Origin of the sequence: Halocatena marina (assembly GCF_023276375.1) — an archaeon.
Lineage (GTDB): Archaea > Halobacteriota > Halobacteria > Halobacteriales > Haloarculaceae > Halocatena > Halocatena marina.
The window spans coordinates 3,378,762-3,402,975 of the sequence record NZ_JALLPK010000001.1 but is presented as its reverse complement, the minus strand read 5'-3'; the positions used below and the strand labels follow the sequence as shown (position 1 = coordinate 3,402,975).

Below are 24,214 nucleotides of genomic sequence, written 5' to 3'. Positions count from 1 at the left end.
TCTGTTCCGTCCGACAATTGTGCGTGAGAGTCTCCTCGTCTGTCAACTCGGTGGCTGAGACAGCGATGGAGATGACACTTTGCAATCCATATGATTATTACTCCTTTGTCTCAAAGTCTGGTGTCATGAACCTCGATTGGCATGGGATTGACCACATCACGAAGGTTGATCCAGCGAAAGACCTCCCCGAGGATATGGGGATCATCGAACAGACAGATCTGATTATCGTTGGTGGCTCCGATGGGGTGACGAGCGAGAATACGCTGGCTGTCATAGAGCAGATTCGAGCACAATCCTCTGAAATTCCCGTATTTCAAGAGCCATATCGTGATCGTCACGTTTCGTTTGAGACAATCGAAGCAGTCGATTTCATTGCGATCCCCGCTGTATACAATGGAGATCGGGAGCATTTCGTCGAAAAGCACGTCGATCTATTTACTGGCGTTGCCAGCAAACCAACGGAGTTGCTCGGATCAGATGTGCCGCTGCTTGGCGACTTGATCGCTTCTAAGGGACGAGATCTCGTCGTCGAAATGACGGAGAAAATCATCGGAGAGGGATACGTCATTCAGAACCCGGATTCGAAAGCAGCGGGCGTTTCGGGTGTCGATACGCTGTACACCCCCGATCAAGTCGCTGGTGCTGCGCTTGCAACAGAGGCGTTCTATGGCTTCCCACTGTTCTATATCGAATACTCAGGAACCTATGGTGGACCTGAAGACGTTGAAGCAGCGGCCGAGTACCTGAACGATACGGTGTTGTTGTACGGTGGCGGTATTCGGAGCAAGCAACAGACCGAGGAAATCCTCGCAGCCGGTGCTGATGCGGTTGTCGTCGGTGATTGTTTCCACGATAATGCGGACCAGTATCGCGAAACGATCCCCTCCTGATCACCTAGTAGTGAGACCCACCGAGATACTCAATCGATTCTGAAAAGATTAGTATTGCTTTGACGTGCCGTGCACACGTGTCGAGCCGAATGAGGGTTGTATGTTCCAACGATCGACGCATCTGCCAGATGTATCTGTCTGATATTAATTATGATGTCGTAGCCGTTTAAACACCAGAGCATATTCCGTCCCGATTATGCAGGATCAACAAGAGTACGACCATCGACACATCGAACGGTATTGGCAGGCAGAATGGGCTGAAAAGGGAGTGTATCGCACGCCGAACGACACGATAGAACCGACGTACGTCCTCGGAATGTTCCCGTATCCATCTGGAGAGTTGCATATGGGTCACGTCCGTAACTACACGATTACCGACGCGTACGCCCGTTACCGACGGTTGCAGGGCGATTCCGTCCTCCATCCGATGGGGTGGGATGCGTTTGGTCTTCCGGCCGAAAATGCGGCCATCGAGCACGACACTAACCCGCGTGCGTGGACGATGGACTGCATCGAGCAGATGCGCGAGCAGCTACGTGCAGTGGGGTTCGGGTACGATTGGGACCGCGAGCTTACGACCTGTGCTCCCGAGTACTACCGCTGGAACCAGTGGCTGTTCACCCGGTTCTACGAGATGGGGTTGGTCGAGCAAGCAGCGAGTGCCGTGAACTGGTGTCCGTCTTGTGAAACAGTGCTGGCCGACGAGCAGGTCGATGGCGCAGACGACGCGTGTTGGCGGTGTGAGACACCAGTTGAAGAACGCGAGTTAGATCAGTGGTTTTTGAAGATTACTGACTACGCTGATGAGTTGGTCGAAAGTCTCTCGGAGTTGGACGAGTGGCCAACGAGTGTCCGTGCAATGCAACGTGAATGGATCGGGCGACAGACAGGCGCAGAGCTAGCGTTCGAGATCGAGGGCTACGATTCTGTGACTGTGTTCACGACGCGCATCGACACGATTCATGGCGTCTCGTTCGTCGCGCTCGCGCCGGATCACGAAATCAGTCAGTCACTCGCCGAGACCGACGAAAACGTGCGCCAGTATATTAACCGATTTGAGGAGTTGGAAGGCGACACCGGCGTCGATACCGGCTTGACTGCCGCCAATCCAGTGACGGATAGGGAGGTTCCGGTGTACGTCGCCGACTTCGCTTTCTCGGATGTGGGGACGGGAGCGCTGATGGGGGTTCCCGCTCATGACGAGCGTGATCACGAGTTTGCGAGCGAGAACGGGCTTTCGATCGTTCCAGTCGTTGCGCCTGCAGATGGATCGGAGATCCCGGACGTGACCGAGAAACCATACACTGCCGACGGTATGCTCGTCAACAGCGGTGCGTACACTGGCATGGAGAGCGCAGCAGCCCGCGAGCGATTGATCGAGGAGATTGAGAGTGCGAGTGAACAGACCGACTACCGACTACGCGACTGGGGAATCTCCCGTCAGCGCTATTGGGGAACACCGATTCCGATCGTCCACTGTCCCGAGTGTGGTCCAGTGTCCGTACCAGATAAAGAGCTGCCTGTCGAACTTCCTGAATTCGTCCCGACGCGAGGGAACCCACTCGATGCAGCCGAGGAGTTCGTCAAAACGACCTGCCCCGAGTGCGGTGTGCATGCGAAACGAGAGACAGACACGATGGACACATTCGTCGATTCTTCGTGGTATTTTCTGCGGTTCGTCTCGCCGGATCTCGGTGATGCTCCCTTCGATAACGAGCGAGCGAACGACTGGCTCCCCGTCGATCTGTACGTTGGAGGCCGCGAGCACGCCGTGATGCATCTGCTCTACACTCGGTTCTTCATGCGTGTGCTATCGGATGCGGGACTCCTCGATGACCGCGAACCGTTCGCCGATCTGATCACACAGGGGATGGTGCGACTCGACGGCGAGACGATGTCGAAAAGCAAAGGAAACGTCGTCTCCCCACAGCGTATCATCGATGAGTACGGTGCGGACACGGCACGGCTGTTCACCATGCAAGCGGCACGTCCAGAACGAGATTTCGATTGGCAGGAAACTGGCGTTCGCTCGACGCACGCCTTCGTAGAGCGACTGTACGATCTCGTGATTGGGAGTGAGGTAGAGGACAGTGAACGGGACGAGCACGAGAGTTCTCGTGATGCAGCCGACGAATACGTTGCTCGCGAAATCGACGCGACGATCGTGACAGCTCAAGAGAGCTACGAGTCACTCTCGTTCGTCGACGGACTCCGCGAATCACGAGAGCTGGTCAGTTTGTTGTACCGATACCGCGAATCGTCCCCGAACACGCAGACGATTGACCGCGGGCTGCGTGTCGTGGTGAAATTGCTCGCACCCGTTGTTCCACATCTCTGTTCGGAGCTGTGGGCTGCGCTGAATGATGGGGAACGTGCGGGGACGAGCACGGAAGACAAAGAGGCAAGCAACGAAGAGATAGATGAAAGCGAGGTGTTTGGTGTCGAATCCGACTGGCCGGAGCCAAAGCACGACATAGAGGACTACCAGCTATCTAGACGGATCGTCGAAAAAACGCGGGAAGATATCAGACAGATTATCGAGGGTGCAGGAATCGATGACCCTGCGAGCATCGAGATCGTCGTCACTCCTGACTGGAAATTCCGCGCACGAGAGATTGCAGTCGAAACCGATGAAGCGAACGTCATCCGAGAGATCGTGACCGACGAGACGGTTCGTGTCAATAAAACTGCGGCCGCCAAGTACGCAAAGGAACTGCAATCCGAACGGAGATCGCTTTCGAGGACACTCTCACCCGACCGCGAATTCGAGGCCCTGAATCGCGCTGTGTGGCTCGTCCGGCAAGAGTTTAATGCTGACGTACAGGTTGTTCGTGCAACAGATGCAGACGAAACGTTGAGCCAAACAGCACGTCCTGGCCGCCCAGCGATTCGAATCGAGTGAGCCGATAGCTACTCAACAATGGTGCTTTGTGTGATAATTGATAACAGATGGAAAGAGCGATTGTTACGCCAATGGTGAAATGATATCAGAGATCGTCAAATTGCTGTGACTGAATCGCACAAGATTATTCGATTGGGATCGATTCTCCGTCGTCGAGGCTGCCTTCCTTGGAGAGTGTCACAGTGAGGACGCCGTTCTTGTAGCTCGCGTCGGTTTCATCCTCAACGACGCGTTCGGGGAGTCGCACTGACCGGCTAACGGATTCGCGGGTGCGTTCGCGCCGGACGAATTCTGTATCGACATCTTCGGTTTTCGTGTCTCGTTCGGCGGTAATCCGCAGTGTCGACCCCGAGAGTCGTACGTCAATATCGTCTTTATCGTAGCCGGGGAGATCGGCTGTGACGACGTAGGAATCATTCTCGTCGACCAGATCGAGTGGCACTCCTTGTGTGAGACTCGAGTCGAACGACCGGAACCCTTTGTCCATCTGTTCGAACATGCGCTCGATCTCTTCGAACGGATTACGCGATGGCATACACGATGTGTACGGCCTCATACGGAATAAACCTATCACCGAATGCTCTGGATCACATGGGGGACAGTGGTTTCTGGTGCCACGGAACGCACGAGCGTTAGTACAAGACGTGTTTTGTATCGTAGGATCCGAGCCGACAGACCCAGCCAGAATCGGCGATCGATTCTATCTCGGAGAGTGCCTGTTGGGTCCGTTCTTCGTAGAGACCAGTATCGATATCGATGTGGAAGAGATAATCACCGAGTCGCTCGCCACTCGGTCGAGATTCGATGCGCGAGAGGCTGATGTCCCGCTCAGAGAACGGCTCGAGCAACTCCAGTAAGAGTCCGGGGTAATCCGTATTTGGATAGATGATGAGCGAAGTCTTCCCGCCCGAGACAGACCGCTCTTCGCGTGGTACCAGCACAACGAATCGTGTTGTATTCGAGGAACGGTCTTGGATGTCTTCGGCGAGCACCTGCAGATCGTCGCCGCTCGTATCAGGATGACCGATAGCCGCCACCGCTGAATCGTTGCGGGCTCGTTCAACACCACGAGCTGTGCTCGAAACCGTCTCGATCTCTCTGTCGGGGTACTCCGAGTCGAGATACGTACGGCACTGCGCGAGTGCTTGGGCGTGGCTCGCGACGACTTCGAAGTCGTGGTCCTGTGCGAGCAGCGCGTGCTGAATGGGCGTGACGATCTCCAAGTCGACAGAAACGTTACATTCTGCGAGTGCATCGAGCGATTCGGTCACTGACCCTTCGATACTGTTCTCGATAGGAATGACTCCGCGCTCGATATCCCCCGATGCAACGGACTTAACGATGCCCGTCACCGACTCGGTGAACACGATCTCGTCGGCGACAGCGCGCGTCGCCCGGTGGGAATACGTCCCTTCTGGTCCGAGCGTGATGGCTCTCATTATCATCGATTCCGTGGGTTGAGTGAAAAGCACGTCGGACGACAACGAGGAGCACGTTAAAACCCGAACCACGAGATAGCAAGAACACTTAGTATTCCAGCTAGTTGTCGAATCGTATTCTTCCAGCTGTCTCCCACTTCACTCATATAAAATCTGCAGAGCGAGTATGCAAAATAAAAACGATTCTCGAAAATGGATGCGTATGGATCAATGAATTATTCCGATTTCCCTGAGAGTCATCGCTGGTAACTGGAGGAACGAGTACAGAAGTATCTTAGTGTGTTTCGGCAGGATGTTCGGTCACGGAGTTTTGGCTGGTTATCTCCTGCGGATCTGACTCTGTACCGTCATTGATGGTTGCTTCGGAGGTTTCAGTGAGTGTTATGTAGAGAAATGCCTGCATTCCAGCCAACAACGTATCTATGATTAGCACCACTCCGATATTTAGTAATGGGTCTGACTGAACAAACCAGAACACAGGGAAGAGAGCAGCGATCCCACCAAGTAAAACGATCAAGAGGGCAAAGCCAGTAGCGAGTACAGATCCACGCATCAGCCGCCAACTCCCAGCGAGTGCTTCAGCTGGACCATGTCCATCGATCATTGCCGCCGGCGTAGAAAGAAAGAGCCGTGTGTATACGTATGCGCTCGGTGGAAGAAATACAAAAAATCCGGCCCATCCGTATATGCCGGGGAGAATAAGCGCCAATACGCCGACCACGAACAGCAGATACGATGCAAATACTGCGAGCAACGCCATGAATAGCCGAAGCACAAACGTTGAGGCTGTGTGTATCTGTCTCTGCCCATCGAGTGCTCGATAGGCTATCACGACCCCGATGACGATAAACAATGGTCTCACTACGTTGGCAACGAAAGTAGGAAGGACTACCCGGAGAATCCCCGACAGCAGAAACAAACCGAGAATTGCTGGGAATGCCCAGACAGCGTCGACTGCACCACGGAGGATAGTGAGCATATTCGGTCCTTCTAGCGGAGAAGATCTTTCTGACATGCAATCAGGATGTAGTAGAGGGGTAAACAGATTTATGATTCCCGATCGGATTCAGGTTGAATATGTGTTATGATGGTATAGATCCTTCCGCTCTGTGGAGCGGTTCTGCGGATGGATGAGCCGTCGCGGGGAGAACAACGCTAATTTTTCGTAACTATTATTCACTGAACCGTAAAATGATGTGGTATGCCATCATGAGTGTCGTCGCGAGTGGACTAATGTACGGCGTCCATGCCGTAGTGCCGATAGTGCTGAAGAACGGATGGAATCATAACGAACGGTTGGGAATGGCTCTCGATGATTGATTATAATTATGTCTGAAGGTTTCGGAGGGAAGATTGTAGGTATTATTGAATCAATGCTCGTTGTAATTATATCATTGGTTCTGTTCCTATATATTGTACAACCGGTATTGGTGAGCATTCACCCAATGTTTGCATTCCAAGGTCGACTGTCATCTGGGCGATATCCCGACACACCCGTGGGAATCGCAGCTGTTATAACAGCACTGACGGTTTATTTCATATTTATAATATTCAAAGAACTAGTGATATCCCATTTTTCACTTCGAGATTGATGTAAGATCCATACGACATCGAAGGGCCAAATCGAAGATCAACGAGATAGCCCCCAATTTGTATTTTATCTAACGATTTTGCTAGGGACAGATAGGGACACTTTCATTCCTTTTCTTCTTCACTGAACACCAATTATGGGCGTTCACTGCTATAGTCATCCATGGTACAACATGATCCTGAGCTCTCTTTGCTTCCTTAATTCTCCTCTTAACCTTATTCGGTGATCCTAAGAAGAATTTTCGAATCTTACCTGACGAACTTCCTTTCTCCCGAAGGAAGCCCACCAACTTGAGACTAACACCGTTATCTACATAGTACGTAATGTCGTCCTTCGGGATGCCTTGGCTCTTGAGTTTCCCGACCTGGCGGAGCGTTGCTCCACTTCCGAGCCGTGAGCCATCACGCTTGTTCGGATCAACACGCTTGAAATACGATCTATCGCCCTGTTTTACAAAGTGTGAGACCTCGTCCGATGTGAACCCCTGATACTTGAGCTGATTGACTCGGTTGAGATCTACATCCTTCTCAACATACAAATTGATATCTTGATTGGAGAATCCCTTCCGCTTAAGCCCGGTAACAGTACGGGTATCGACTCCTTTGTCCGTGAATTTCCGGATCTGCTCCGGCGAGAACTGTTGATTCCGGAGATTTGTGACTTTGTGAAGGCTGACATCATTTTTGACGTAATATCGGACATCTTCGGCAGGGATCTTTCTATTTCTAAGCGTCTTTACCCGGTCGAGATTAACACCTTTCGCAGTAAAGGAGCGGATATCGGAATCAGTAAACGAATCACTCTTCGTTAGATCATTGATTTTAGCACGATCATAACCTGCATCAATATACCGCTGCATTTCGGACTCTGATATCCCCCTCGTTACACTCAATTTACCACCATTGTCGATGAGACCATCTAATATCTTCCGCTTAGCCTTATCAGAGAGATGCGAAAGAACTCCCGACTTAACCGCATTACGTACCTTACCAGACTTTCCAGAAAACTTCACCCATCTTGAGGTGTAAACTCCAAGCTGCCCCACATCTCCATATTTTCCCACACCAGGGAGGATAGCTGCCAAACCGAGAGTGGTCCCTACCGCATCCTTGTTAGCTAGAGCCTGTGCAGTATCCCGTGCATCAGCCACGATATCAAAGATCGGCACGAACGAGCCGGCCATCCAACCGACAAAGTACGACAGCGAATCTGCCGCATCCACTGGAGTTTCTCCGCTGGGCATCCCCGCCGCCCCTAACGCACCACCTAACGAGAAATTCTGCACTTTCTCAGGATGAAGAAGCATCCAAACAAGAAGATCATCAATAGGCCCTGGTACTAACTGAGCGGCCTGTTTCAATTCATCACGATGTTTTTTTATTATTTCGTAGTTTCTATTGATCAGATTCACTAGGTCGTCTATTTTTCCCCCATTATTTTTATTGATACCATTGAACTTCTCACGTTGAGACAAAGATGAATTATCTCTATCATCAGATGTTGATGGACTCTTAGAGATGTGTTCAGTACTGTTCTTATCATCTTCCTTTCCGCCTACAGCCCCACCTGAAACATCACTATCGGCGTGAATCTCCACCTTTTTTATCAGCGTCTCATTCACCGTCTGACGAGTATCGACGGTCAGTCCGACGGACACAGACTCACCCGACTGAAGCGTCACAGCTTGCTCTTTTCCTTCGAGGGTGCGCCGTTCTTCACCCCCCTCAAACGTGACGGGTCCACTCGAATCGGTGATCCATACGCCCAGTGGTTGAGATCCCTGATTAGAGATTGTAAACACATTTTTGACGACCGTTAGCGACTGGCGGTTGACACCCGCTCCGCTTTCGGTGAGTGAGCCAGCGAGTGAGACGCGTAGCTGCCCGCTACGCTGGGTGGCATACGCACCGTTTGGCCCATCAGATGGTTGGAGCGATAGATAGCTCGCACCATCGCCCGCGACGCGTACATTCGCATCGCGCTGGGCAGTCATGTTCGTAAATGCACCGGTAGCGTAGACAGCACTAATGATCAAACTCACGGCCATCAACACGATAGCCAAACGTCGGAGACGATTCATGGCGGCATGGGGGTATGTGGGTGATAGAGGAACCGCAGCAATGGCTGCGGCACGAGATTTCCTTTTCCTTCAAGCGCATCCGGATGATGCGCCCGAACGACTCAGCTCTGGAAGAGCAGATTACGACGAAGTGGCGTTACCGTGCTCAGCGTTCGCTTGAACTTGGATGGCATCGAGGAGCTTCTCACCATTGGAGACTTTCTCGCCTCTCGTGTCGACTTTGATGCCGACAGCCACTGAATCTCCATCATTGACGGTGATACTGCCATCCTCTAAGGAATTCTCAGGATTATTCTTCCGATAGAAAGTGACTGCATTAGTAGAACTTTTCTCCGTGATAGTTACTTCCACCGGCTGAGACCCTTTGTTAGTCACGGTAAAGACCTTATCGAAGTGGGTCACCGCGTTGGGATTTACACCCTTTCCGTCGATTTCCTTTGCATCCCCATCGAGATTCACGGCGAGCTGGCCGTTTTCCATCTTCGCGTAATTCCCATTCGGACCTTGGGCTGGTTGCAAAGCGAGGTACGCGCCTTTGTCGCCGGCTACTTTCACGTCAACACTCCGTTCGGCTGTCACGCTAGTGAATGCGCCCGTTGCCGTCACCATCGACGCGGCGATAACAAACGCAATCAGTGCAAGAAGTTTTCCTCGTGGCATGTACATATTGTTGAGTTAGCGCCCGCAGGCGGGGACCGCCGGCAGGGCTCTGACTCAATCCAGACCCTCATCCCCCTTTGTATTGGGGTGCTTGAACGTCTTCAAGCCCAGCTTGAAACTATTACGTACCACATAAATTCGGTAAGCAAGAGATTGTATTTTATAGATAATTGAGTGTTATCCGTAATATCGGTAAATTTAAATGTGCACCAAAGTTATTCAGTTCATCTGGTGGGCTGCCCTCAAGACGGCTGGCTCACGCCGGTCAGTTAGTCTCCTACCAGCTATGTATGAACCAACAGTACACACAGGTGACAGCTAGTACAGCAAACGAATCAGCCGAATCGGAGCTGTCGAAGGATACGTTGTTTCATCTTCTCGGAAACAGACGGCGCCGGTGGGTGATCAAATATCTCACCTGCGAACACCGAGCAGAGTTGGGTGAACTTGCCGAGCAAGTCGCGGCTCGGGAACAGGGAATCCCCGTTGAACAAGTTACAGCTCAACAACGCAAGCGTGTGTATACGTCACTCCAACAAACTCATCTTCCAGCACTCGATGAGGCAGGTGTCATTGACTTCGAAACAGCTCGTGGCACGATCGAGATGACGAAGAAAATGCAGGAGCTCGATATTTATCTCGAAGTTGTTCCCGAGCGAACGATCCCGTGGAGCATGTACTATCTCGGTATTGGTATTGTGAGCTGTGCGGTGATTGTGACGACGGCGATCATCGATGCGTGGCCGTTCACGGCTATTCCGGCACTCGGCTGGGCACTACTGATTAGTCTCACAGTTACGATTTCGGGAGCTATTCATACCTATCGAACCCGCACGATGCGGCTCGACCGGCACAAGATTCCACAGGAGGTTCAACACAGACCATGAAACGAAAGGGACGGACCTCTCGACTCAAGTCACTCGGAATGGTGTTCGTGGCTTGTGGATTGGTTCTCACAGTGGCAGGAATCGGAGCATTTGGTACTGTCGCATCAAATCACCAAGCGTCTGTCTCCGTTTCATCCCCCTCAGATGCGTATCTTGGGGTTTCGGTCACGGAACCAGTTGTGTCCGCAAACACAAAGACGACTGTTTCGCTTGGAACGATTACGAACCATTTCACAGTAACCCTCACGTCAGTCGATCTGACGATCACGAAGGGTACATCCGGATCATCGCTTGTGAACAACGTATCCGTTGAAGCCGTTCCACTCATTCCAGAAGAGTCGAGCGCTTTGACTGCAACTGTCAACTGTAGAGCTGTCGGGAAGACCACGGAGACAGTGACCCTTCACATCAAAGCAACGGGATCTGACACTCACATTTCCATCACACGAAAGATGCAGATCAGGTGTGGGAGCCCACTCTCTGGATCAGGAGGGACAAATACGACATCATCGTCGAATCAGCCAACAGGACAGACTTCGCTGGTGGCATCATGATAAGAAAGAGAGCATCCACTATCGAATATCGGCGTACAACGCTGTCAATCAGCCCTGAGTAGAAGTAGAAAATGGTTCGACATCGAGTCTGGACGGCGTTACAGGTGATCCTCATTCTTGCGGTTGTGGCGATCACGATCGGACAATTCATTGGGCAACCTGTACTGCTGGCGTACGTAACCAGCGACAGTATGGAACCGACGCTGTCGACCGGTGATGGATACGTCGTGCTTCCGTCGGTAGTTACAGGACCAGTAGAGACGGATGACATCGTCGTATTCCACGCCAAGACGCTCCATGGTGGAGGTGGAGCACTTACAACTCATCGAGTTGTAGACAAAACAGATCGTGGAGTAATCACGAAAGGAGACAAGAATTCGATCACCGATCAATCAGGCGGCGAACCACCGGTTAAGCAGCGCCAGATCGTCGGTCAGGCCGTCCTTCTCGGCAGACAACCAGTTGTCATTCCTCACCTTGGGACGGCGTTTACCGGCATCCGGAGCAGCGTTAAGAGCGCACAACGGTCGTTATCGATCGCGCTGGGCACTCGGGCCCTGTTAGGAACACAGGGCCTTGCGTATCTGTTGTTCGGCCTTGGAGGATTGCTCTACGCCGGGAGTATGATCGCAGAGCAGGACTCGGGACCGAATGTTCGACGTACACGGAATCGTCGCCGGTCGAGGAATCGACGCATCTCAAAACGGCTCGTTGGGATCGCGCTCGGATGCCTGCTCGTTGTCTCGATTACGATTACGATGACGGTTGCTGGTGGGGTCCACAACTTCAACGTCGTCAGCGCTGAACGAGACGTGAAAGGGCCCTCCGTCATTCCGGCTGGACAGTCAGAGCAACTCAATTACAGCGTTCCGAACGGTGGTGTCATTCCAGTCGTCGCCTACATCGAGCCAGCCAATGACGGAGAAGGGATGAAAACACCAAAACACGGCATTTTCGTTCCTCCCGGAGAGCGCCAGACTGTTAGCGTCGAACTCTCTGCACCAGAACAGACGGGACATTACAGTCGCCCGATTGTCGAGCACCGATATCTTGCGATTCTTCCCCAAACGTGGATCCACCAGCTGTACCTTCTCCACCCGTGGCTTCCTGTGATAGTCATCGATGCACTCGTGCTCGGTGTCTTCTTGTCTATCGCATTACCGTTGCTCGGCCGGGGAACAATTCGACCACGCTCGACCCGAAGTTCGATCACACGCCGCATCAAACGGCGGCTGAGATTTTAGTACAACAATACATTTACTAGGATTCTGATACGATGACCTCACACCGAAGAACACGACTCGCGGTACTGATCAATAACCACTTCCTTACGATTGTCCTCGCTCTCGCCATCATCACAGCTGGAGGCGGTTGGCTAACATACACGACCGTCATTTCGCCTGGAACCCACGCAGAGCAACAAACTGTCTCTGCGTGGCAGGCTGACGGAACGTTCAACTACAGTGCAACCGCTGTCAATGATACTCCAATCTTTGATAAGGGAGATGTCCGAACCAATCGAATGTTCTATATTACGAACACGACACCGGTTCTCGACGGGGCATTTAACTTTCAACTCGATGGTGATTCAGGGAACGCAACGGTAGTAACACGAGTTCGGCTCGTCAATTACGCTCTCTACAAGAATCAAGGAGAATCTGATAAGTCACAGAAGATAGAGAGGGGAAATGAGTCAAAGAAGATGGAGAAGAGGATCTGGAGCTATTCAACGCCCCTCACAACCAACCGTCAGCAGGTTGCCGTCGGAAACAAGACAAAAACACAGTTTACCGTAAACGCGAGCTCAGTTCGCACTCTACACAAACAGCTTCTACGACGACACGGGTCGCTCTACCGGGTTGCTGACCTCCGTACATCTGTCGCTGTCTCAACGCAAGTTAACGGAACCGTCAACGGCGACCGCGTTGAGCGGAACTTCAATTATACGCTTCCGATCAATAGTACGATGGATTATTACTCCATTTCTTCCCCTAAGAAACCGGAGCAACAGGTTACCGTAACGCGCCGAGTGATGGTCCAAAGCCAACCAGAGACACCAGCCATTCTCGGCTCACTCGCCAGCCTGCTCGCTCCACTGGCTGGGTTGGCGATGCTCTTCTACGGACGCGAAAACAACTGGTTTGACGTCACACAGACGGCGCACACTGAAGCCGAACGTGCGAAGGTCCGTTCCGAATTCAACGAGTGGGTCACCGTGGGAACAGTGGATCTGGATGACGATCGACCAACGATCACAGTCGAATCACTCGAAGGACTGGTGGATGTCGCTATCGACTCCAACCGTCGTGTTATCGAAGATGCAGAGACAGGGGTGTACGTTGTCCGTGACGATGTCTGGTATCAGTTCACGCCAGAGTGGACAACGACAGACGAGAACGAAATCGAGAATGGTAATCTCAGCCGCAACGGTGAGCAGATCGAATCAGACCAACACCAAAAACAGACCTGAATGAGCGTATAAACGCTATTCACTCCGTTTCAATAGAATTTTCCCCTAATGCGCTCGACACGAGATCGACACATGATACAAAATAATACATTATATATTTTAATTTTTTATCTATACAATATATACTTAATTTTTACATTGTAGTGTGAAATGATAGTGTCTAAATGTCTAGTTCATATTCGGTGTCCACCGATTGGACCCTCTCAACTGCGCTCATGTCGCCAGCAGAGCGACGAGTCGAGTGCCTCCCTGCCGAACCATTATCCGAACAACAACTCGTCGGGCTCTTAGAGGCAGAGGCGGTCGTAGAAGTGTGGCTACCACTGTTGCAACCGCACTCAAGTAGTGACAGCGACGGCGACTCTAATCGACTAATACGTGATATCTGGATCGAGTTCGCCAATCGACTCCACGCAGTCCGGTATGAACACCCGGGTGGAATGTGTCCAGTGGCATGGTATCGAGCGCTACATCCGATCAAAACAGGTAATGGTGCCATAATGGTCGAAGATCCGCTCGCCCAGTACACTCGGCTGTCGAGGCGGCCTGCTGTGAATGGAGGTTAGTCGATCGAGAGCAAAACAGAAAATGCGGTGCTCCTTTAAGTGGTTCTAGCGATAAGGTGGAGATATAGACGAGGTGTGGTTCGGTAGTTCTCCTCGATTTTTCGATCTGAGCCGCATCATTTACTGACGAGCGTCGGCTACAATTGAGTAATGCCCAACAGTGGACGTTCTCGTTCGACACCGACCGCAGCGACCGATGGTCGTGGCTTGTCAGCCGAGCAGTCGGCTGGCGCGCCACTGAGTCGGTCTCCCGGCGACGGTGCCGTTTCCCGGGCCGCACTCCAGCGCGATGAGACGGTGCGCCAGTGGGGATTGGTCACACCGAGCGCGACTCGCATCGGTCGAGCGGACGACCCTGCCCACGATCTGAGCGAGAACGTTCGACGCCTCCACGAGGAACGACATCCGGCGATGGCGGGATACAGTGAGCGGGCGCATCGCCTCGACAAACTCCGCATAACGCACGCACTCTGTACGGATCTCGGGTTGACACCGTGGCAGCGTGATCGTGTCATAGGCATCATGCTCGAGATCGATCTCACGGCCTTTGGCAGCCAACGAGCTATCCCGACCGTGGCCCTTGTCGTGATTCGTCACGTCGTCGACCGCGAGCGCGAACGGTACCTCGGACTACACGACAAGGAGTGGATTCACCAGCAATCGCCCGAGCGTCTCGCTGATCTCTACGAGCAGTTTCACTCGATCACGGATGATGAGCATTTCAAAAATTGCTGTGAGCAACGTGATCTCGACACCACTAGCCTCAACCGTCTCCGGCGCTCTCTCGTGGATCAACTCGACGAACAGGACTTGACTGGAGCAGTGTACGGCCGAAACCCAGCCCGCGATCCGGGACTCCCGAGCTTATAGCCAATCGAGAGAGCCTCAGTCTCTGTTGTGCTCGGTTTTAGGTCCTGTTCAGACGGTATTCTCTGGTCGCTATTCCTTTAAGTGGTTCTGGCGATAAGGTAGAGATATAGACGGGGTTGACCCGGCGTTTCTCCGAGGATCTTTGGGCTACACCAGTGAGCAGCATCACCATCATCTGATACTGCCAACTCGAATCCGAATTCGGATGTGCGAAGCTTCAAGGCAGAAATCCGATCTCCGCGAATCAGCTGATATCCGATGTGCTGACCACTACTCCAGCGATGACTTCGAAAATCCGCCCTACTCTTCGCTGTTGATGAGCGATTGAAATCCCCAACACGCCAGCACGATAGCAGCCATTCCGAGAAATGAGTATCCACCGAGGAAAAATCCGTTTAAGATCGCTTCGAAGGGAGGCCGTCCATTCGTGACGAATACGACGATCGTAGCGAGAATGCTAATCGCAGCAATTCCCTGTAGGAGATGAAGCCGTTTCTGATTCACGTTTCCGTCGATGAACGATCGAAATCCCCAATACACCAGCAAAATAGCAGCTATCCCGAGAAACGCGTACCCACCGAGGAAAAATCCGATAGAGGTCGCTTCAAAGGGAGGTCGTCCGTTCGTGATGAATATACCACTCGTAGCGAGAATGCTAATCGCAGCAATTCCCTGTAGGAGACGAAGCCGTTTCTGATTCACGTTCGCTAATTCTAAGAGAAAACAGATCAGTGTGACTTTAGCTTTTCCAAGTTTGGAATGTTCGGTCCACTGTAACAAATTATGAACGGCGTGGGTGATCGTCGAAGCGGCGACTGCTGAGGCACGAGAAAACACTCCCTCGTGAATCCGTTCTGTCTACCGATTCAGCGTGTGAATCGCGCTTCCAGAGGCGTTTGCGGCAGCTTCCATCACAGCTTCCGAGAGCGTCGGATGAGTGTGAATAGTCGTGGCCACGTCTTCGAGGGTTGCGCCCATCTCGATAGCAAGCCCGAGTTCAGCGATCAGTTCAGAGGCTTCGGGACCGACGATCTGTGCACCAAGAACGAATCCGCTCGGACCGTCGGCAACGATTCGTACGAAACCGTCGCTCTCATTGAGCGTGAGCGCGCGTCCGCTCGCGCGCATCGGCATCTGGCCAACAACTGGCTCGAATCCCTCGGCTTCGGCTTCTGATTCCGTCAGTCCGACAGTCCCAATCTCGGGGTCGGTAAACACGGCTGCCGGAACGGCCGGGTAATCGAATGCGGCGGGTTCGCCCGCGATGACTTCGCTTGCGACGTGGCCCTCTTTCATGCCTGTGTGTGCGAGCATCGGCTCGCCAGCCACGTCACCGACAGCGTAAACGTGATCGACGTTCGTCCGAGTACGATCGTCGGTTGGGATGAATCCTTTCTTGTCCGTCTCGATGCCAGCAGATTCGAGATTTAGTGTGTCGGTTACAGGCGCGCGACCAACAGCGACGAGTGCCATCTCTGCGCCGTACTCGTTGATTGTGTCCTCACTCTCTGTACGGACTGTGATTCCGTCTCCTGACGGTTCCCATTCCTGTGCCGATTCCTCGAAGTGGAACTCGACGCCTAATTCCTCGGCTCGTTGTTTGACGACGCGAGCGACATCCGACTCGTAGGTCGGAAGCGCGTCCTCGAGCATCTCGACAACAGTAACATCCGTGCCGAGTTTGGCGAACACCGTCGACAGTTCCATCCCGATATACCCCGCGCCGATGACGACGAGGCTCTCGGGCACCGATTCGAGCGCAAGCGCATCACGCGAGGACAAGATGTGTTCGCTATCGAATTCGAACCCAGGGATCTCTATCGGGTGGCTCCCGGTCGCAATGATAGCGTGCTCAAACTCGATGGACTCGCTTCCCTGACCCTCACCGTCGTGAACGATGCGAACCTTGTTTTCGTCGGCGAACGTGGCCTTCCCTTCAACGAGATTAATACCGTTGGCTTTACAGAGCTTCTCGACGCCACTCGTGAGCTGTTCGACAATGTTGTCCTTCCAACTGACCATTCCCTTGAGATCGACGTCTATCCCGGCATGGATGCCCATCTCTTCGGCAGTGGACGCGTCGTGAGCGAGGCTGGATGCAGTCACAAGCGCCTTCGATGGGATACAGCCGTGATTGAGGCAGGTCCCACCATAGGCGTCTTTCTCAACGAGTGTAACATCGAGGTCAAGTTGTGCGGCACGGATAGCAGCGGTGTAGCCAGCCGGGCCACCGCCAATAACCACGACGTCAGTTCCGGTTGCAATGTCTCCAACGACCATTTTGGTGTATTATTCGAGTAGTAGCAGCGATGGATTGTTCAGATAGCGCTTCACCGTGTTTGCGAACTGACCGGCAATCGCTCCGTCGATGACGCGGTGATCGATCGACAGTGAGAGCGTCATCACCTTCCGTGGGACAACTTCACCGTCGACGACGCGTGGTTTCTCCTTAATCTCTCCGAGACCGAGAATTGCGGTCTCTGGATAGTTGATGATCGGCGTTGCGTATTCGCCACCAACAGCACCGAAGTTGGTGATCGTAAACGTTCCACCCTGCATCTCCTCACGGGTGATCGAGCGCTCGCGCGCCTTCAGTACGCGTTCGTTCATCTCGGAGGCGATCTGAAGGAGTCCTTTCCGGTCGACGTCATCGACCACCGGAACCATCAGTCCCGCGTCGGTCGCCACGCCGACACCGATGTTGTAGTAGTTCTTGAGAATGATCTCATCGCTAGTTTCATCGAGCGAGGAGTTCAGATAAGGGAACTCCTTCAGTCCGGCGACGACAGCCTTCATCACGAACGGCATGTAGGTGAGCGAGACGCCCTGTTCCTCTGCGACCTGCTTGAGATCCGAGCGCGTTTCGACGAGCTCAGTCACATCAACTTCGTCGTGGTGGGTGACGTGGGGCGCGGTGTATTTCGAGCGCTCCATCTGCTTCCCGATGGTACGTCGGATACCGCGGTATGGAATGCGCTCTTCTCGCTCGCTGGGACCTGCGGTCTGCATAGCGCGAGCGTCGGCTTGTTGGGCAGCCTGTTGGGTTTCGGCGAACGAACGAACCTGCTCGGGCGTAACGAACGGCTGGCCATCGTGCTCCTCGTCGGTCGGAACGGTATTGATGTCGATCTCGTGCTCCTTAGCGAGCTTTCTGGTCGCGGGAGCAGCGAGCGTTTGTTCTCGATCGGCAGATGAGGAGGGAACGGATCGAGGAGTCGTAGTATCGCTTACGTCTTCTGTGACAGGTTCAACATCCGTAGCCTCGCTGGGCTCGGCAGTGTTGTTTGCTGGTTCGGGGTCGGACCCTTCTGCGTGCGCACGAACGTCACTTCCGCTGATGCGACCACCGGGACCGGAGCCATCGACCGCGCTGATATCGACGCCGAGTTCACGCGCAAGACGACGGGCGCTTGGAGCAGCGAAGACACGAGACGATGTGTCCGTATCGGTTTCAGCCGAGTCTGTTGGATCGCTGTCTTCACTTTCCGTGTCGCTTTTTTGCTGTTGTTCCTCTCCTTCGACAGTGAAGACGATGATGACGTCACCGACAGGGACGACTTCCCCTTCTTCGGCTCGGAGTTCGGCAACAGTTCCGTTTACCGGTGATGGAACATCGACGACCGCTTTGTCGGTTTCGACTTCCGCAACTGGCTGGTCTTCTTCGACAGGATCACCGGCTTCGACGAGCCAGCTGACGATTTCACCTTCTGCGACACCTTCACCGACATCCGGGAGTTTGAATTCGCGAACCATTTGATCAGAACTCAGCGACCTCTCGGATTCCGTCTGCGATACGCGCGGCTTCTGGAAGGTAGTAATCTTCGAGCGCGTACAGTGGGAACGGGGCATCGAAGCCGGTGATACGCCCGATCGGGGCCTCCTGATAGAGGAGCGCCTCCTCTTGGATCGTAGCGGTGATCTCACCCGCAAGTCCGCCCGTTTTCGGTGCCTCGTGGACCACAGCAGCGCGGCCCGTCTTCTTGAACGATTCGACGATCGTTTCGGTGTCGAGCGGGGAGACGGTCCGGAGATCGATCACTTCGACATCGATGTCTCCTGCGAGCTCCTCGGCGGCTTCGAGCGTCTGGTGGGCCATTGCACCCCACGTGAACACTGAAACATCGGAGCCTTCCCGGCGCACCGCTGCTTCTCCGATCGGGATGGTGTATGCCTCGTCGGCCACTTCCTCGCGGAACGCTCGGTAGATGAGTTTCGGTTCGAGGAACACGACTGGATCAGGATCGCGGATCGCCGACGCGAGCAGTCCTTTCGCGTCAGACGGCGTGCTTGGAACGACGACCTTCAGACCGGGTTCGTGGACGAAGAAGGCCTCCTTCGATTCCGAGTGGTGTTCCGGTGCGCGGATCCCGCCTCCGTAAGGCGCACGGACCACCAGTGGACAGGAAAAACGCCCACGAGAACGGTTACGAAGCCGCGCAGCGTGGGAGACAATCTGATCGAAGGCGGGATAAATGAATCCCATGAACTGGATTTCCGTGACGGGACGGAGACCGTAAGCTGCCATTCCGATAGCCGTTCCGACGATACCAGACTCGGCGAGCGGTGTATCGATGACGCGGTCCTCGCCGAATTCGTCGTACAGTCCTTGCGTTGCTCGGAAGACGCCGCCGTTTTTCCCGACATCCTCGCCCATCACGATGACGTCCTCATCCCGTTCCAATTCGCCGTACAGACCGTCTCTGATCGCCTGTACGAGCGTGAGATCCTGCGAACTTGATTGTTGTTCCTGTGAGTGTGTGCTCATTCCAGTAACTCCTCATCGCCGTGTCGGTCACGAAGCTGTTCGAACCATTCGCGCTGTTCACTCAACCGCTCGGGAACGTCCGCGTAGACGTACTCGAACATGTCCGATGGATCGGGCCGTTCGGTGGACTCTGCGGCATCGATCGCTTCTGCGACCTCCGCTTCGATCTCGTTCGTCATGGCGTCGATGCGCTCGTCGTCGAGAATTCCCTCCCGTCGGAGATACTTTTCGAGACGTGGGATCGGATCGCGGCGCTTCCACTGTTCGACCTCGCTGTCGTCGCGGTATACGCTCGGGTCGTCTGCCGTCGTGTGTGCACCAAAGCGATACTGGACAGCCTCGATGAGTGTCGGCCGACGTTCCTCTGTCCCTGGATCACGGGCCTTATCGACGGCTGCTTTCGTCACCTGATAGACAGCAAGTGGATCCATCCCATCGACCTGCACACCCTCGAACCCGTAGGCAGTGGCCTTCTGCGCGATGGTGTTGCTTGCCGTCTGTCGCTCTCGCGGGACGGAGATCGCCCATTGATTGTTGTTGCAGAAAAATACTGTCGGTGTGTCGAAGACGCCCGCGAAGTTCAGCCCCTCGTGGAAGTCACCTTCGCTGGTCGCACCGTCACCGAAGTAACACATGAACACCCGGTCTTCGTTTTTGAGCTTCGATGCCCACGACATGCCTGTTGCGTGGGGTATCTGAGTCGCAATCGGAACGGCGACTGAAAAGACGTTCTGATTGCTCATCTGATTACCACGCTCATCACCCATCCAGTATCGGAGGGTCTGATCGAAGTCGACGCCACGGGCGTATACGGCCGCGTGTTCACGGTACGATGGAATCATCCAATCTTCCGCGTTGAGCGCGTGAATGCTCCCAATCTGTGCTCCTTCCTGACCGGACATCGGCGGGAACGTTCCCATTCGCCCCTGCCGCTGGAGACTCACTGCCCGCTGGTCGAAGTGGCGACCGATTTTCATCTCACGGTACATCTCGACGAGTTCGTCCTCGTCGAGATCCGGTTCCGTGGCCCCATCACGAACGCGTCCGTTCTCGTCGAGAACTTGAACGCGTTCATTGGGGTCGCGTTCTAATGTACTCATAATCCCCTCTGCAGCATACAATGAAACTCCCGCGCCGTGCGTATAGGGTTTTCGTAAATATCTTTGCTTCGTTACTAATCTTGCCGCACGGTCGTTGGAAACGCCGATTTTCCGGAATAACTTTTGAAAACACAAAAATTCGACGGCAGAACGGGAAACAAATCAGTTTGTGAGTTTCCACCAGTGGAGGTAGGTTGCAGTCACTACGTTTCGGTGCTACTGGATTGATCCACCGTCCGTGATGATCTTATTAACGACAGTCGTCTCGAAATAGTTTGCCGTCACCCCACCACACTTCCATTGTGATGGGCAACTTCGTGGGCCATATAGTCCCACCCCGATAGCCTACGACCGCTGGGAGAAAGGGACGGATCTCGAAGCGTGCCATTGTGAGTATCCTGAACAGACGGCTGTGATTACTGTACGATTATTCTGAAATTATTTCTGCTTTTGTGTGTATTTCTATATTCCTATTGTGCTGAAAGCACCCACAATAAGTAGCGATGCATGCTCACGATGGATATGTAGAATACTGTGAATATCTTCATTCTGATCGCTCCGAAAGGAACGAATGAGATGGGAGCACACACGAGATCATCGATCGTTGGGGGGCGTGGTCCGCTTGTTGGACGGTTTCCCGCGCCACGTGGACGATCGACGACGATTGCGGTCATTGCTGACCCTCACGTGAGTCCAGACGCTGAAGGAACGTGGAAGTTGTATCACCGAACAGAAGCCCGGGTTATGACGGCCATTGCCGATATCAACCGACTTGCTGTCGATGCGGCGGTGTTTGTCGGTGATCTCACACGGGATGGACACTGTCGGGAGTTCGACCGACTCGATGAATTGCTGGATCAGTGTGCTGTGCCCGTGCTGGCCGTTCCTGGCAATCACGACGTTCCAAAGGAGTACGATGACCACCAGACCCCACCGCTGTTAGAGTTCATTTCACAGTACACGCCCGGTTCGCTGCCGTTCGTAGAGCGTGTCGGCAGTGTCGACATCGTTGGGATAAACACGGCGTGGATGCCTGATGGATCACTCGATGAGACACACGGTGGTGCCATCTCACGTGCGCAGTTGGACTGGCTCGAACGGACGCTCCCGGAGACAGAGACACCGATTATCGCAATGCATCACACTGCAGCACCAGGGAGCGACCACGCTTATCGCGCAAACGATGTCGAGTACCGACTAGCGAACGCCAACGAACTGACAGCTGTGCTCGAAAAACACGACGTTGGGCTGTGTTTCGCCGGGCACGTCCATTGGCCCTCCGTGGCTCCACTCGGCGGCGGATACGAAGTTGTCGCACCAGCGACCTGTTCGTTCCCGCAGGCGTATCTTCTCGTTCATGTGGAACCACGCGGCACGACCATCGAGCTCGTACCCCTCGCTGACAATCCAGGACTGGCTGAAGCCTACCGCGCGGCCCGAGCAGATCCTCGTGGCTCACGGCTTACTGACAGCACTGATGCAGGCTACTTTCAACGCTTTCCGCTCGTCGATGCTGCTCCCGACCGGTGGGCAGTTCCATAGCTCTCCGGTAGTCAATGTTGATGTCGAACAAAAATTGTGTGTGACAATCACGTGCGTTGGTACTGCTGCATCCATCGCTCCGATCTCCCAGTCTGCTCACGAACACTGTTTTCCAACGCCGAATCCGTACGGATTCCCGATCGCTCAATACTGTTCTGTCAGTCCCGTCGACTACTGTGAAAACTCCTCTTGGATGATTTCGAGCGTTTCCTCCCCATCGTCCCAGTCGACGAAGAGGGCCACGCTGGTCGCGCTCGTGATGATATCGTGAACGTTGATATGAGCGCCAGCGAGGGGATTCACAATATTACTAATCACGCCGGGTTGGTTGGGGAGTTCTCCACCGGTAACGCGAACAACGGCGATTTCGTCTTCGACGGTAACGCTTGAGAGACGTTGATCCTCGATAACGACATCGTGCAAGAGGGTTTCGACGCGCTCGGTGAGTTCCTGATCGACGTAGAATGTGATGGAATCCATACCGCTTGCGACCGCGTCGATGTTGATGTCCTGATCGGAAAGGGTCCCCGATAGCCGAGAGAGGACTCCGTGTTGATTTCGAACCGATCGACCCGCGAGCGTGATGCACGCAAGTGGCTCATCTCGGAGGTCGATGAGCTTTTCGAACTGTCCTTCGATCGTCGTGCCGCCCGAAAGAAGGTCACCGTGTTGGTAGTGGACGACACGGACAGAGAGCCCTTCAATCTTGTATCCGAGTGCGCTAGGGGCGATGACTTCTGCACCACGGAACGAGAGATTTCGCAGTTCGTCGACGGTGATTTGTCCGACATTGCGTGCCCCCTCGACCACGCGAGGATCGCCGGTCATAACGCCTTCAACGTCGGTGACGATGACGACCTCGTCGGCGTTCATATAGTTCCCGAGCAGGACCGCCGTCATATCGCTGCCACCGCGACCGAGCGTCGTTACGTTGCCAGCGTGATCCTGAGCGAGAAAGCCCGTAATGATCGGAACGATACCATCGAGGCGGTCAGTGAGCACCTTGGTGCGCTGTTTGGTTTCCTCGACATCGACTTCGCCGCGAGCGTTGGTGACGATCGGCCAGTCTTCATCGCCCGGTTCGAGGAAGACTGCATCGATGCCACGGGCAGCGAGCGCTGCTTTGAGCATACGGACGCTGGTCCGCTCTCCCATGCTGACGATTTCGGCGCGGTCGGCATCGTCCGCATCGAACGTGATTGAGTCGAGTAGGTAATCCGTCGTCGATCCCATTGCGCTTGCAACGACAGCAACCTCGTGATCCGCCTCGACGACCGCCGCGATCGAATCTGCGGCTCTGTTGACGCGGTCGCCGTTTCCGAGGCTCGTTCCGCCGAATTTCGAAACTACGCGCATGATCGTCCTCCAGCAACTATGGTACTGTAACTCATTGCCGTGTGTATCGCGTGATTAGCTATAAACTACAGGGAAAAACGAAGCCTTGCCGTTCGGGTGTCGCTACCGACGGAGGTTTATACTGATCGAGACCGGTAGACCGGATATGCAAGTTCGGGACGCCATCGAGGCGGATGCAGAAGAACTCGCTGCCCAAACGGGCGCGCCACGGGACGTCATGCGAAATCTCGTCCATGACCGAACAGTTCGGGTTGCGATAGCAGACGATGCTGTCGGTGGATTTGTCAGCTTCGATGCACGTCAAGAGACCGTCCACATCACCCAACTAGAGGGCTCAGAAGAGCTCTGTGAGGCGCTCCTCGAAGAACCCATTCGGTTCGCTCGAAAGGAAGCGATGGACGTGGAACTGCTCGTCGCAGATGACGACGAAGAAATGAGAGATGTCGTCGAGAACGCTGCATTCGAACTAGAGGGATACGGTCCGGCGTTCGAGGGGACACGGACAGTGAGGTATCGATTGGAACCGTAGACAGACTGGACTC

General features: G+C 53.9%; 22 protein-coding genes. 11 read left to right on the top strand and 11 right to left on the bottom strand.

The genetic code is table 11. The features are described from left to right. Nucleotides 1–125 precede the first annotated feature (125 nt). Entirely contained in the window at nt 126–890 is a 765-nt protein-coding gene (locus MW898_RS16100) for a geranylgeranylglyceryl/heptaprenylglyceryl phosphate synthase (RefSeq protein ID WP_248908778.1), read from the top strand. A gap of 196 nt (nt 891–1,086) precedes the next feature. Then, entirely contained in the window at nt 1,087–3,792 is a 2,706-nt protein-coding gene (gene leuS, locus MW898_RS16095) for a leucine--tRNA ligase (protein ID WP_248908777.1), read from the top strand. A gap of 124 nt (nt 3,793–3,916) precedes the next feature. On the opposite strand, the gene MW898_RS16090 is transcribed toward leuS, so the two are convergent. The 4 genes from MW898_RS16090 to MW898_RS16075 form a co-directional block, all read right to left on the bottom strand. Next, complete coding sequence (locus tag MW898_RS16090; RefSeq protein WP_248908776.1) at nt 3,917–4,327, bottom strand: Hsp20/alpha crystallin family protein; 411 nt, start codon at nt 4,325–4,327, stop codon at nt 3,917–3,919. A gap of 97 nt (nt 4,328–4,424) precedes the next feature. Beyond that, a complete protein-coding gene (gene pheA / locus MW898_RS16085) occupies nt 4,425–5,231 on the bottom strand; it encodes a prephenate dehydratase (protein WP_248908775.1) in 807 nt (268 codons plus the stop codon). Nucleotides 5,232–5,505: 274 nt separating this feature from the next. After that, nucleotides 5,506–6,246, bottom strand: a complete 741-nt coding sequence (locus MW898_RS16080; protein WP_248908774.1) for a hypothetical protein — start codon at nt 6,244–6,246, stop codon at nt 5,506–5,508. Between the two features lie 658 nt (nt 6,247–6,904). After that, nucleotides 6,905–8,815, bottom strand: coding sequence for a hypothetical protein (locus tag MW898_RS16075; protein WP_248908773.1), 1,911 nt, complete (start codon nt 8,813–8,815; stop codon nt 6,905–6,907). A 34-nt stretch (nt 8,816–8,849) separates the two neighbouring features. Here MW898_RS16075 and MW898_RS16070 point away from each other — a divergent pair, with 34 nt between their 5' ends. Next, entirely contained in the window at nt 8,850–9,062 is a 213-nt protein-coding gene (locus MW898_RS16070; protein WP_248908772.1) for a hypothetical protein, read from the top strand. On the opposite strand, the gene MW898_RS16065 is transcribed toward MW898_RS16070, so the two are convergent. Beyond that, nucleotides 9,023–9,562, bottom strand: a complete 540-nt coding sequence (locus tag MW898_RS16065; RefSeq protein WP_248908771.1) for a DUF1102 domain-containing protein — start codon at nt 9,560–9,562, stop codon at nt 9,023–9,025. The two genes, MW898_RS16070 and MW898_RS16065, sit on opposite strands and share 40 nt — an antisense overlap. Before the next feature lie 290 nt (nt 9,563–9,852). Here MW898_RS16065 and MW898_RS16060 point away from each other — a divergent pair, with 290 nt between their 5' ends. The 6 genes from MW898_RS16060 to MW898_RS16035 all read left to right on the top strand — a co-directional run bounded on the left by MW898_RS16060 (nt 9,853) and on the right by MW898_RS16035 (nt 14,909). Next, a complete protein-coding gene (locus MW898_RS16060) occupies nt 9,853–10,449 on the top strand; it encodes a DUF7344 domain-containing protein (protein WP_248908770.1) in 597 nt (198 codons plus the stop codon). Next, nucleotides 10,446–11,003, top strand: a complete 558-nt coding sequence (locus tag MW898_RS16055; RefSeq protein ID WP_248908769.1) for a hypothetical protein — start codon at nt 10,446–10,448, stop codon at nt 11,001–11,003. Before MW898_RS16060 ends, MW898_RS16055 begins: the two co-directional genes overlap by 4 nt. Before the next feature lie 71 nt (nt 11,004–11,074). Then, entirely contained in the window at nt 11,075–12,247 is a 1,173-nt protein-coding gene (locus tag MW898_RS16050; protein WP_248908768.1) for a signal peptidase I, read from the top strand. 32 nt (nt 12,248–12,279) lie between these two features. Then, entirely contained in the window at nt 12,280–13,473 is a 1,194-nt protein-coding gene (locus MW898_RS16045; RefSeq protein ID WP_248908767.1) for a DUF5305 family protein, read from the top strand. Between the two features lie 182 nt (nt 13,474–13,655). Further along, complete coding sequence (locus tag MW898_RS16040) at nt 13,656–14,039, top strand: hypothetical protein (RefSeq protein ID WP_248908766.1); 384 nt, start codon at nt 13,656–13,658, stop codon at nt 14,037–14,039. 150 nt (nt 14,040–14,189) lie between these two features. Beyond that, nucleotides 14,190–14,909: a DNA-directed RNA polymerase subunit epsilon gene (locus tag MW898_RS16035; protein ID WP_248908765.1), complete on the top strand. Its 720-nt coding sequence runs from the start codon at nt 14,190–14,192 to the stop codon at nt 14,907–14,909. A gap of 300 nt (nt 14,910–15,209) precedes the next feature. Here the strand turns inward: MW898_RS16035 and MW898_RS16030 are convergent, their stop codons facing one another. From MW898_RS16030 to pdhA, 5 genes are all read right to left on the bottom strand, one after another. After that, nucleotides 15,210–15,611: a hypothetical protein gene (locus MW898_RS16030; protein ID WP_248908764.1), complete on the bottom strand. Its 402-nt coding sequence runs from the start codon at nt 15,609–15,611 to the stop codon at nt 15,210–15,212. 156 nt (nt 15,612–15,767) lie between these two features. Next, complete coding sequence (gene lpdA, locus MW898_RS16025; protein WP_248908763.1) at nt 15,768–17,189, bottom strand: dihydrolipoyl dehydrogenase; 1,422 nt, start codon at nt 17,187–17,189, stop codon at nt 15,768–15,770. Between the two features lie 9 nt (nt 17,190–17,198). Continuing rightward, complete coding sequence (locus MW898_RS16020; protein WP_248908762.1) at nt 17,199–18,662, bottom strand: dihydrolipoamide acetyltransferase family protein; 1,464 nt, start codon at nt 18,660–18,662, stop codon at nt 17,199–17,201. A gap of 4 nt (nt 18,663–18,666) precedes the next feature. Further along, the gene (locus tag MW898_RS16015; RefSeq protein ID WP_248908761.1) at nt 18,667–19,674 is read right to left on the bottom strand and encodes an alpha-ketoacid dehydrogenase subunit beta; all 1,008 of its coding nucleotides are present in this window, start codon (nt 19,672–19,674) and stop codon (nt 18,667–18,669) included. Continuing rightward, nucleotides 19,671–20,774 (bottom strand): pyruvate dehydrogenase (acetyl-transferring) E1 component subunit alpha, encoded by a 1,104-nt coding sequence (gene pdhA, locus MW898_RS16010; protein WP_248908760.1) that lies wholly within the window; start codon nt 20,772–20,774, stop codon nt 19,671–19,673. Before pdhA ends, MW898_RS16015 begins: the two co-directional genes overlap by 4 nt. A gap of 576 nt (nt 20,775–21,350) precedes the next feature. Here pdhA and MW898_RS16005 point away from each other — a divergent pair. Next, the gene (locus tag MW898_RS16005; protein ID WP_248908759.1) at nt 21,351–22,316 is read left to right on the top strand and encodes a metallophosphoesterase family protein; all 966 of its coding nucleotides are present in this window, start codon (nt 21,351–21,353) and stop codon (nt 22,314–22,316) included. Between the two features lie 171 nt (nt 22,317–22,487). On the opposite strand, the gene MW898_RS16000 is transcribed toward MW898_RS16005, so the two are convergent. Then, nucleotides 22,488–23,672, bottom strand: a complete 1,185-nt coding sequence (locus MW898_RS16000; RefSeq protein WP_248908758.1) for an aspartate kinase — start codon at nt 23,670–23,672, stop codon at nt 22,488–22,490. A 145-nt stretch (nt 23,673–23,817) separates the two neighbouring features. On the opposite strand from MW898_RS16000, the gene MW898_RS15995 reads away from it, so the two are divergent. Further along, the gene (locus MW898_RS15995; protein ID WP_248908757.1) at nt 23,818–24,201 is read left to right on the top strand and encodes a hypothetical protein; all 384 of its coding nucleotides are present in this window, start codon (nt 23,818–23,820) and stop codon (nt 24,199–24,201) included. Nucleotides 24,202–24,214: the final 13 nt, after the last annotated feature.

Excerpts from the sequence above, each read along its gene's own strand:
- MW898_RS16075 (WP_248908773.1), bottom strand. The coding sequence starts at position 8,815 with ATGACTGCCCAGCGCGATGCGAATGTACGCGTCGCGGGCGATGGTGCG.
- leuS (WP_248908777.1), top strand. The coding sequence starts at position 1,087 with ATGCAGGATCAACAAGAGTACGACCATCGACACATCGAACGGTATTGG.
- MW898_RS16070 (WP_248908772.1), top strand. The coding sequence starts at position 8,850 with ATGATCAAACTCACGGCCATCAACACGATAGCCAAACGTCGGAGACGA.
- MW898_RS15995 (WP_248908757.1), top strand. The coding sequence starts at position 23,818 with ATGCAAGTTCGGGACGCCATCGAGGCGGATGCAGAAGAACTCGCTGCC.
- MW898_RS16090 (WP_248908776.1), bottom strand. The coding sequence starts at position 4,327 with ATGCCATCGCGTAATCCGTTCGAAGAGATCGAGCGCATGTTCGAACAG.
- MW898_RS16060 (WP_248908770.1), top strand. The coding sequence starts at position 9,853 with ATGAACCAACAGTACACACAGGTGACAGCTAGTACAGCAAACGAATCA.
- MW898_RS16055 (WP_248908769.1), top strand. The coding sequence starts at position 10,446 with ATGAAACGAAAGGGACGGACCTCTCGACTCAAGTCACTCGGAATGGTG.
- pdhA (WP_248908760.1), bottom strand. The coding sequence starts at position 20,774 with ATGAGTACATTAGAACGCGACCCCAATGAACGCGTTCAAGTTCTCGAC.
- MW898_RS16005 (WP_248908759.1), top strand. The coding sequence starts at position 21,351 with ATGGGAGCACACACGAGATCATCGATCGTTGGGGGGCGTGGTCCGCTT.
- pheA (WP_248908775.1), bottom strand. The coding sequence starts at position 5,231 with ATGAGAGCCATCACGCTCGGACCAGAAGGGACGTATTCCCACCGGGCG.
- MW898_RS16050 (WP_248908768.1), top strand. The coding sequence starts at position 11,075 with ATGGTTCGACATCGAGTCTGGACGGCGTTACAGGTGATCCTCATTCTT.
- MW898_RS16045 (WP_248908767.1), top strand. The coding sequence starts at position 12,280 with ATGACCTCACACCGAAGAACACGACTCGCGGTACTGATCAATAACCAC.
- MW898_RS16020 (WP_248908762.1), bottom strand. The coding sequence starts at position 18,662 with ATGGTTCGCGAATTCAAACTCCCGGATGTCGGTGAAGGTGTCGCAGAA.
- MW898_RS16000 (WP_248908758.1), bottom strand. The coding sequence starts at position 23,672 with ATGCGCGTAGTTTCGAAATTCGGCGGAACGAGCCTCGGAAACGGCGAC.
- MW898_RS16080 (WP_248908774.1), bottom strand. The coding sequence starts at position 6,246 with ATGTCAGAAAGATCTTCTCCGCTAGAAGGACCGAATATGCTCACTATC.
- MW898_RS16015 (WP_248908761.1), bottom strand. The coding sequence starts at position 19,674 with ATGAGCACACACTCACAGGAACAACAATCAAGTTCGCAGGATCTCACG.
- MW898_RS16035 (WP_248908765.1), top strand. The coding sequence starts at position 14,190 with ATGCCCAACAGTGGACGTTCTCGTTCGACACCGACCGCAGCGACCGAT.
- MW898_RS16100 (WP_248908778.1), top strand. The coding sequence starts at position 126 with ATGAACCTCGATTGGCATGGGATTGACCACATCACGAAGGTTGATCCA.
- MW898_RS16065 (WP_248908771.1), bottom strand. The coding sequence starts at position 9,562 with ATGCCACGAGGAAAACTTCTTGCACTGATTGCGTTTGTTATCGCCGCG.
- lpdA (WP_248908763.1), bottom strand. The coding sequence starts at position 17,189 with ATGGTCGTTGGAGACATTGCAACCGGAACTGACGTCGTGGTTATTGGC.